The sequence below is a fragment of the Hoyosella sp. YIM 151337 genome (assembly GCF_026041215.1).
Classification (GTDB): Bacteria; Actinomycetota; Actinomycetes; order Mycobacteriales; family Mycobacteriaceae; genus Hoyosella.
On the sequence record NZ_JAPEIQ010000001.1, the window covers coordinates 84,504 to 93,339 of the forward strand.

Below are 8,836 nucleotides of genomic sequence, written 5' to 3' on the forward strand. Positions count from 1 at the left end.
CCGTTGAACAGAATATTCTGATCAACTAACCTCTGAACTGAACAATCCGTTCAGGTCAGTTCGAGAGCAGGCACACATGAATGCACTTTCGCTTCAGCCGTTTCGTATCTCCATCCCGGAAGCTCAGCTCGATCAACTCCGCGCGCGATTGGCAAATACGCGCTGGCCGGACCAACTGCCAGGCCCAGACTGGGAGCGTGGAGTCCCCGTGGAATACCTCAAAGACCTGGCAAAGTACTGGGAGACTGGGTTCGACTGGCGAGCGCAAGAGGCCCGCATCAATCAGTACCCGCAGTACACCACCGAGATCGACGGCCAGACGATCCACTTCCTGCACGTCGCCTCACCCGAGCCAGCCGCAACGCCGCTGATACTGCTGCACGGCTGGCCGGGATCGGTTGTCGAGTTCCTCAATGTCATCGGTCCGCTGACCAATCCGCGTGAACATGGGCTCGACCCGAGCCTGGCGTTCCACGTCGTCATCCCATCGCTGGTTGGCTTCGCATACTCGGCACCGCTTTCCGGTCCGGGATGGAATTCGGCGAAGATCGCCCAGGTGTTCGCGCGGCTCATGGCGGGGCTTGGCTACACGCGGTATGGAGTGCAAGGCGGCGATTTTGGCGCGTTCGTCGGTCCCGACATCGCGCGGGTCGCAGATGGCTGCGTCACAGGCGTGCATGTGAACGCCGCGACGTTCGGCTTCATTCCAATGGGTGAGGTGCCGGAAGAGGAACGAGAGACGATGTCTGCGGTTGAGCTCGAGCGTCTCGCCAGGCTCGCCAATTACATGACCGAACTGAATGGTTACTTTCAGATTCAGGCTACGCGGCCCCAGACGCTGAGCTTTGCGCTCAGTGATTCGCCTGCTGGTCAACTCGCTTGGATTGTTGAGAAGTTCAAGGAATGGACAGCGGCTAGCCACACACTGCCCGAAGACGCGGTGAGCCGCGACGACATCCTGACCAACGTCTCGCTCTACTGGTTCACGGGCACTGCCGGATCATCGGCGAACCTGTACTACGAGAGTATGCATCAGCATGAATGGCCGACACGCCTGGAGACACCGACCGGCGTCGCAGTTTTCGGTGAAGATGTCGCAATACGCAGGTATGCGGAGGGCGGATACAACATCGTGCACTGGAGCGATTTCAGCGAGGGCGGTCACTTCGCGGCACTTGAGACGCCTGATCTGCTCGTCGCAGACATCCGCGCATTTTTCGCGAAGCTCCAGTAGCACGCACGCCCGCAAACGAATTCGGGCCGACCGGGAAGCCGGTCGGCCCGAATCTTGCCTACATCATCACTTGACGTCGAACCGGTCGAGGGTCATTACCTTGTCCCAGGCCTTCACGAAGTCGCTGACGAACTTGTCCTTGGCATCGTCGCAGCCGTAGACCTCAGCGAGCGCGCGAAGCTCAGAGTTCGCACCGAAGACGAGGTCGACTGCCGTGGCGGTCCACTTGACCTCGCCGGTCTCGCGATCACGGCCCTCGTAGACGTTCTCCTCGGACTCAGACGCCTTCCACGTGGTGTCCATTTCGAGCAGCTTCACGAAGAACTCGTTCGTGAGCGCATCGGTGTTGTCCCCGAATACGCCGTGCTTCGTCTTGCCGAAGTTTGCGCCGAGCGCACGCATGCCGCCGACCAGGGCAGTCATCTCCGGCGGCGTGAGCTGCAGGAAGTAAGCGCGGTCGACGAGCAGCTTCTCCGGCTGGATCTTCTCGCCCTGCCGGAGGTAGTTGCGGAAGCCATCAGCGCGCGGCTCGAGCACTGCGAACGACTCGACGTCGGTCTGCTCCTGTGTGGCGTCGGTGCGGCCTGGGGTAAACGGAACTGCCACGTCCACGCCTGCATTCTGCGCGGCCTTCTCGACGGCGGCGCAGCCACCGAGAACGATCAGGTCGGCAAGCGACACCTTCTTGTTACCGGACTGTGCGGAGTTGAAGTCGCTCTGTATGCCCTCCAGAACCTGCAGCACATTGGCGAGTTCGGCGGGCTCGTTGACCTCCCAGTCCTTCTGGGGAGCCAGACGGATGCGGGCACCGTTGGCGCCACCACGCTTGTCGGTGCCGCGGAAGCTCGCCGCCGACGCCCATGCTGTCGACACAAGCTGCGAGATGGAAAGACCCGAATCGAGCAGCTTGCTCTTCAGTGACGCGATGTCCTGATCGTCGATCAGGTCATGATCGACGGCCGGGACTGGATCCTGCCACAGCTGCGGCTCGGGTACCCAGGGCCCGAGGTAGCGAGAAACCGGCCCCATGTCGCGGTGCAGCAGCTTGTACCAGGCCTTGGCGAACGCGAGCGCGAACTCGTCGGGGTTCTCGAGGAAGCGGCGCGAGATCTTCTCATATGCGGGGTCGAATCGCAGCGAGAGATCAGTTGTCAGCATCGTCGGGAGATGCTTCTTCGACGGGTCGTGAGCGTCGGGGATGATGGGCTCAGCGTCCTTGGCGACCCACTGGTGTGCACCGGCAGGGCTCTTGGTGAGCTCCCACTCGTAGCCGAAAAGGATCTCGAAGAAGCGGCTGCTCCACTGCGTGGGCTTGTCGGTCCAGGTGACCTCGAGGCCACTGGTGATCGTGTCGTTGCCCTTGCCGGTGCCGAATGTGTTCTTCCAGCCGAAGCCTTGCTCCTCAATGGGCGCGCCCTCGGGCTCGGGGCCGACATGCTCATCCGCGTCGGCAGCACCGTGGGTCTTGCCGAAGGTGTGGCCACCGGCGATGAGAGCGACTGTCTCTTCGTCGTTCATCGCCATGCGCCCGAACGTCTCTTTGATGTCGCGTGCGGCTGCCAGCGGGTCAGGATTACCGTTGGGGCCTTCGGGGTTGACGTAAATCAGACCCATTTGAACGGCACCGAGCGGATTGGCAAGCTCGCGCTCACCGCTGTAACGCTCGTCGCCAAGCCACGTTTCTTCCGGACCCCAGTAGATCTCCTCAGGCTCCCAAATGTCCTCGCGGCCGAAGCCGAAACCAAACGTCTTGAAGCCCATGGAGTCGAGAGCGACGTTGCCAGCGTAGACAAGCAGGTCAGCCCACGAGATCTGCTTGCCGTACTTCTTCTTCACCGGCCACAGCAGGCGGCGCGCCTTATCGAGGTTCGCGTTGTCGGGCCAGCTGTTGAGCGGCGCGAAACGCTGGTTGCCATCGCCGCCACCGCCGCGGCCGTCAGAGATGCGGTAGGTGCCTGCCTGGTGCCAGCTCATCCGGATCATGAGCCCGCCGTAGTGGCCGAAGTCAGCGGGCCACCAGTCCTGCGAGGTGGTGAGAACTTCCTCAACGTCACGCTTAAGTGCGTCTAGATCGAGCTTCTTGAACTCTTCCGCGTAGTTGAAGCCGTTGCCCATCGGGTCGGACTTGGCCGAGTTGTGCCGAAGCGGACCGAGATCCAGCATGTTCGGCCACCAGTCCTTGTTCGTGCGCGGGTGACTGGTAGCGGCTGAGGGCGGACTGATCGCCGGGTTCTCGCTCTCGCTGCCGTGGTCCGTGACGCCGTGCACAACAGGACATCCGCCTGCGCGCCTCTCTTCGTTCATCTCTCCTACGACGGCGTCTTGATTCTCGGCCATGGGATTCCTTCCGGTGATGGGCTGGTTAGAGGGAAAGGTCATGAGCAGTGTGCAGGCGAACAATTGGGGCAAATTCCCCAATAAATAACCTCGGCTTCATCGATGACGAAACCGTGAGCTTCGGACGGAGCGAGACATGGAGCTGCACCGACGGCACAGTCGACATCAGCGATCGCCCCGCACGAGCGGCACACAACGTGGTGGTGGTTGTCGCCGACTCGCGCCTCGTAACGCGCGACGGACCCGGGCGGCTCGATACGGCGCAGTAGACCCACAGACGTGAGGGCCTTCAGAACGTCGTACACGGTCTGGTGCGAGACGGGTCCTAGGTGAGCGCGCACAAGACCGATGATCGAATCGGTGTCGGCGTGCGGATGGTCGTGAACCACCTCTAGCACCGCGATGCGCGGCCGAGTCACACGCAGCGCCGACCCGCGCAGCATGTTCTCGAAGTCCGAGGTTGTATGCACACTCACAGTGTGACCCATTTTCTGGAATGATTCAAGTATTACCGGGTGTGGATGTGATTCTGTGTTCCGCGATTTCAGTGCTGAGCGCAGTGCCGTTCACGTCCAGATAGAGAGTGCGCCCGGTCACCGCGATTGAGGCGACGTTACGCCGCTTGATTGCAGCGGCAGCCGCAGCAATAAACCGCCGATCGAAGCTGTAAACCGGCACCTCCGCCGCCTGGTGAATTCGCTTGCCGGACAACTGGTCCAGCACGCTGGCGGGATCACGATGCGTGTAGACGGCCGCACGGCTGGCTCGCTTGCTGCCCCGGTGCACACGGCCGGCGTCTGGGGCCCCGACCTCGATCCAGGCAACGAGGTGCCCCGTAAGGTCGCGCACGACCACCGCTGGCTCGTCGGCGGACGAGACGCCGCCGTCGCTGAAAGCAATGCCCGCCTCGTACTCCAGGCAGTACGCCAGCAGACGGGTGACCATGAACTCGGCGGTTTCCGACGGATGGCGTGCGATACGCAGCTCGAACTCGTCGAATACCGAGCGGTCGGCATCGGCAAGCTGGATCGTGAAACCATAAAGTGTCGTGCCTGCTGCCATAGGTGGTTAGCGTACGGAATGCCCGGCACAACCGACGGTGCTGCGCACTAAGCGAGAGGATGAGAGTGCGCTTTCACAGTGGCCCGCTTGCCGGCGGAGATCAGGCACTAGAACTTGCCACCGCGCACGCACTCGTGCGGCTCGCGAGCCGGGAGGAGTTCACGGAGGCGGTGCGAATCTACCGTCCGACCGCGCCTGTTGCCGTTTTCGGCAGACGAGACACGCATTTGCAAGGTTTCACTTCCGCAGCACAGGCGGCTGCCGCAGCGGGCTTCGAGCCGCTTATTCGCGCCACGGGTGGCCGCGCGGTCGCCTACACAGGCAATGCACTGGTGGTCGATCACATCGGGCACGACCCGAATGTCACGGGAACGCATGATCAGAGGTTCCGGGTGTTTGGTGAGTCGCTGGCTGCGACACTCAGGGGCCTCGGAATAGCAGCGCAGGTCGGCGCGGTCCCCGGTGAGTACTGCCCCGGTGCGCACAGCGTCAATGCGCGAGGCGCGGTGAAGCTCATTGGCACTGCCCAGCGACTGGTGAAGAACGCCTGGCTGTTCAGCTCCCTGATCATCGTCGGAGATGAAGACCGGCTGCGGCCGGTGCTCACCGAGGTCTACGGCCAGCTCGGGCAGCCCTTCGATGCGGCGTCGGTTGGGTCGCTTACAAGTGAACAGCGCGCGCTAACGATCGACGCAGTGGAAAGCGCGGTCATGGCGCAGTACGGCGTCGCGCCCAGTGATGCCCAGCCACTGCCGCAGCAAGCCCTCGATCTCGCCGGTGAACTGGTTGCCTCTCATCGGGTACCCGAGGCTGATTTCCTGCAGAAACCACCAATCGCCTCAGGAAACCGCAGATTTCCGCAAGAAACGTCCTACGGCAATGTGCGGTTTCCTGAGTAAATGTGGCCGGACGGGCGAAGAGGTACAAAATAGCCGAAAGCCGCACCCACATCCGCGGGCGGTGAAACAATCATCTATGCGCGTTCGTCATCGGCTCGGATATGCCGTCTTGATCTCCGCACTGGTCGCAACATCATGCACGGACATCCGTGACGAGTCTCCTGGCGCATCACCACCTGAGCTTCCTGCTGACGCAAGAGAGATCATGTCGGGCGAACCCTACGCCGCGGCCAGATGGTCCGTACTGGTGACTGATCCTGGTGATGGACGCGTCATCTACAGCAACCTTGCTGACGAGTTCTTCTTCCTCGCCTCGTTATCAAAGGAGTTCACTGTCTCCACCGTGTACAGCGAGCTCGATGCATCGTCGACACTGACGACTCCGGTGTACAGCTCTGCTGACGCTGACGGAGAGACCCTGAGTGGTGACCTCATCTTGGTCGCGTCTGGAGATCTTGCTCTGGGTGGGCGCGGTGCGCTCGAAGGGCAGTTCAATTTCACCCAGGGGGCGGTGGACCACGTGTACGCGGACGCGATACCAGGTGCGCGGCTTCCGGAGGATGATCCGCTCGCTGGGCTCGATTCGCTGGCACAGCAGGTCGCCGACTCCGGCATCACCACCGTCGACGGCGACGTCCTTATCGATGCGCGGCTCTGGGAGGTGCTCGACGCGCAGGAAGGGCCAGTGCCGCCGATCTTCGTCAACGACAACCTGCTTGATATTGAAGTGACACCGGGCGGCGCCCCAGGCGAGTCCGCCAGCCTCCGCATGGTTCCCGATACGGCAGCCTTCACTCTGGAGAACTCCGTCGAAACAGGGGAGGACGACAGTGATGCGCAGTTGCAGGTCTCAGCGGACCCAGATGACCCACGCGTGTTGCACGTGACGGGCACAGTGCCGCCCGGTGATCCGTCCCTCACTGTTTACCGCATTCCGGATGCGGAGTCGTGGGCACGCACACTTTTCATCGAGGCGCTTGAACGAGCAGGCGTATCCGTATCCGCGGATGTTCTGGCCGATAACGACGCCGCGGCGCTGCCCGACCCGGACTCCTACGCGGATGACCGCCGGGTCGCTTCCATCGAGTCAGCGCCGCTGGGCGAAATGGGCGGGATGATCCTGGCAACCAGTTACAACACCGGTGCCAACGCGTTCCTCTGCCTCCTCGCCGCGGACGCGGGATCCACCGATTGCGACGATGGATTGCCCGCGATTCGGGCTCTCGCGGAATCTGCGGGCATAGACCCGGCGAGGGTCGTACTCGTTGACGGACAGGGCGGCGATCCCGCGTCCGCCACGCCGGAGGCCGTCATCCAGTTACTCGACTTCATCCAGGATCAGCCCTGGGGTGGCACATTCATCGAGGGTTTGCCGAACCTTGGCGAGCGGGGATCGCTGGGAATCACCGGGCAGGACAGCCCAGCCCGCGGGAAGGTGCGCGGCAAGACCGGCACGAAGGTGGGCGGTGTGCCGGGAACCGGGGAACTCTTCCTCACCGTTCAGGGCCTTGCTGGGTATCTCGATGTCGGTGACGGACGAAACGCCCTGTTCGTCGTCGCGGTGTCCAACGCGCTGTTCCCGAGCATGGACGGCATTTTCCAGGTCAATGATGATGTTGCTGCGGTAGCAGCAGCGATTCAGCAGGAGTTAGAGAACCAGTGACAGCTACCTGGCAAGTGCGGTTTCGGCGTCTAAACGCGCCAGCTTGTGCGGGTTCGCGATGACGTAGATCTTTGTGATTTTGCCGCCCTCGACTGTCACGCTGACAGCCGCCCGCTGGCCCGCGAAGTTGATCTTCGCGCCCGGCATTCCATTGACCAAGACCCGCGCAATGTCAGCCCCCGGAGCGATCTGCGCGAACCGGGACAGCGCTACCGCCACCAGCTGCAGACCTTCAATCGGCCGGCGTGCAGCGTGGACTTCGCCGCCGCCGTCCGAGACCACGACTACATCCGGCGCGAGAACATCCATCAGCGCTTGCACGTCGCCGGTGGTCAGCACCGTGAGAAACCGGTCGAGAACTTCCTGCTGTTCAGTTTGTGTGACGTTCATGCGCGGACGCCGCGCCGCGACATGCTGCCGCGCACGGTTCGCTATCTGCCGCACAGCCGGCACGGACTTGTCCACGGCGGCAGCGATCTCGTCATAGGGCATGTCGAACACTTCACGCAGCACAAATACGGCCCGTTCAGCGGGGCCGAGCGTCTCAAGCACCGTCAGCATCGCGATCGACACGCTCTCAGCAAGTTCAACGTCGGCCGCAACGTCAGGTGCGGTGATCAACGGTTCGGGCAACCAGGGCCCGACGTACGATTCGCGCCGGCGGCTGAGCGTCCGGACCCGATTGAGCGCCTGCCGGGTGGTCATCCGGACCAGATATGCGCGGGCATCGCGTACCGTGGCGAAGTCGACGTCCGCCCAGCGCAGCCACGTCTCCTGCAGGACGTCCTCCGCGTCTGCGGCTGAACTCAGCATCTCGTACGCGACGGTAAAGAGCAGATTCCGATGGGCGATGAATGCCTCCATCGCGGCGTTAGCGGATGCGTCCTCGCTCATGACTCGCTCCTGTTCTGCGCACACGTGATTGTGTCACCCATACGACACCGAGTCGCATCGTTTCGTGACACCGTCCATTCCGACGGGGTGTTTCAGCGGTATCTTGGGAGGAACCTCGGTCGTTCATGGCTGGGAGGAATCGCGTCCCGTCCTTTGCGTTCACGCGCAGCGTGGGCGCTGGTTATTGGGGTCTGTTTTGGTTCTTGATGTACTGGGTGACGATTGACAGCGGTGCGCCTTTGCAGGAGCCTGCGAAGTATGACGGTGTCCAGAAGTGCTTGCCGCATGGGTATTGGCGGATGTGGCCAGGGAACTCGTGGTGCAGTCGGCGTGCGGACATGTCTTTCAGGCTGTTCACCAGGCGTGATAACGCCACTTTGGGTGGGTAGTGCACCGCAGGTGCACGTGGTCGGTGTCGCCGCCCCACTCGCGTAGTTCCGCCCCGAAGTCTGCACACACCTCGGCTATGACTTGCTCGCATCGGTCCAGAATCTGTGAGGTGAACGGGCCGCGCCGATACTTCGACGTGAAGACCAAATGGGCGTGCAAGTTATAGACGACCGACCGGCCCCTGCGTACATCGGGGTTTGGTGCCCACCGTGGTGACATAGACCAATGCTGGGTTGATTGCTGCAACACTTGTCGTACCCGAGAGTTACGGTGTTGGTTGTGAAGCAGATTGTGCAGGTGAGGTTGGAGGCAGACGCCACCCAACTGGATGCACTGTGCCGAACATTGGTCGCGTGC

At 62.2% G+C, this 8,836-nt stretch carries 7 protein-coding genes and 1 pseudogene; 3 read left to right on the top strand and 5 right to left on the bottom strand.

The genetic code is table 11. From position 1 onward, the window contains the following. Positions 1 to 76 precede the first annotated feature (76 nt). Positions 77 to 1,234, top strand: coding sequence for an epoxide hydrolase family protein (locus ONR57_RS00440; RefSeq protein ID WP_265120839.1), 1,158 nt, complete (start codon positions 77 to 79; stop codon positions 1,232 to 1,234). A 66-nt stretch (positions 1,235 to 1,300) separates the two neighbouring features. Here ONR57_RS00440 and katG read toward each other — a convergent pair whose 3' ends face one another. The 3 genes from katG to ONR57_RS00455 all read right to left on the bottom strand — a co-directional run bounded on the left by katG (position 1,301) and on the right by ONR57_RS00455 (position 4,633). Further along, positions 1,301 to 3,538: a catalase/peroxidase HPI gene (gene katG / locus ONR57_RS00445; RefSeq protein WP_265120846.1), complete on the bottom strand. Its 2,238-nt coding sequence runs from the start codon at positions 3,536 to 3,538 to the stop codon at positions 1,301 to 1,303. Positions 3,539 to 3,609: 71 nt separating this feature from the next. Further along, positions 3,610 to 4,014, bottom strand: coding sequence for a Fur family transcriptional regulator (locus ONR57_RS00450; protein WP_279347306.1), 405 nt, complete (start codon positions 4,012 to 4,014; stop codon positions 3,610 to 3,612). 58 nt (positions 4,015 to 4,072) lie between these two features. Beyond that, positions 4,073 to 4,633 (bottom strand): YaeQ family protein, encoded by a 561-nt coding sequence (locus ONR57_RS00455; RefSeq protein ID WP_265120841.1) that lies wholly within the window; start codon positions 4,631 to 4,633, stop codon positions 4,073 to 4,075. 65 nt (positions 4,634 to 4,698) lie between these two features. On the opposite strand from ONR57_RS00455, the gene ONR57_RS00460 reads away from it, so the two are divergent. Together ONR57_RS00460 and dacB are read left to right on the top strand one after the other, a co-directional pair. Further along, a complete protein-coding gene (locus ONR57_RS00460) occupies positions 4,699 to 5,532 on the top strand; it encodes a lipoate--protein ligase family protein (protein WP_265120842.1) in 834 nt (277 codons plus the stop codon). Between the two features lie 76 nt (positions 5,533 to 5,608). Continuing rightward, positions 5,609 to 7,195 (top strand): D-alanyl-D-alanine carboxypeptidase/D-alanyl-D-alanine-endopeptidase, encoded by a 1,587-nt coding sequence (dacB, locus tag ONR57_RS00465; RefSeq protein ID WP_265120843.1) that lies wholly within the window; start codon positions 5,609 to 5,611, stop codon positions 7,193 to 7,195. Positions 7,196 to 7,198: 3 nt separating this feature from the next. Here the strand turns inward: dacB and ONR57_RS00470 are convergent, their stop codons facing one another. Together ONR57_RS00470 and tnpA are read right to left on the bottom strand one after the other, a co-directional pair. Next, positions 7,199 to 8,089 carry an RNA polymerase sigma-70 factor gene (locus ONR57_RS00470; RefSeq protein WP_265120844.1) on the bottom strand — a complete coding sequence of 297 codons (891 nt, stop codon included), beginning with the start codon at positions 8,087 to 8,089 and terminating at the stop codon, positions 7,199 to 7,201. A gap of 256 nt (positions 8,090 to 8,345) precedes the next feature. Beyond that, positions 8,346 to 8,698: pseudogene (tnpA, locus tag ONR57_RS00475) on the bottom strand (IS200/IS605 family transposase); the annotation flags it as partial. Between the last annotated feature and the right edge of the window lie 138 nt (positions 8,699 to 8,836).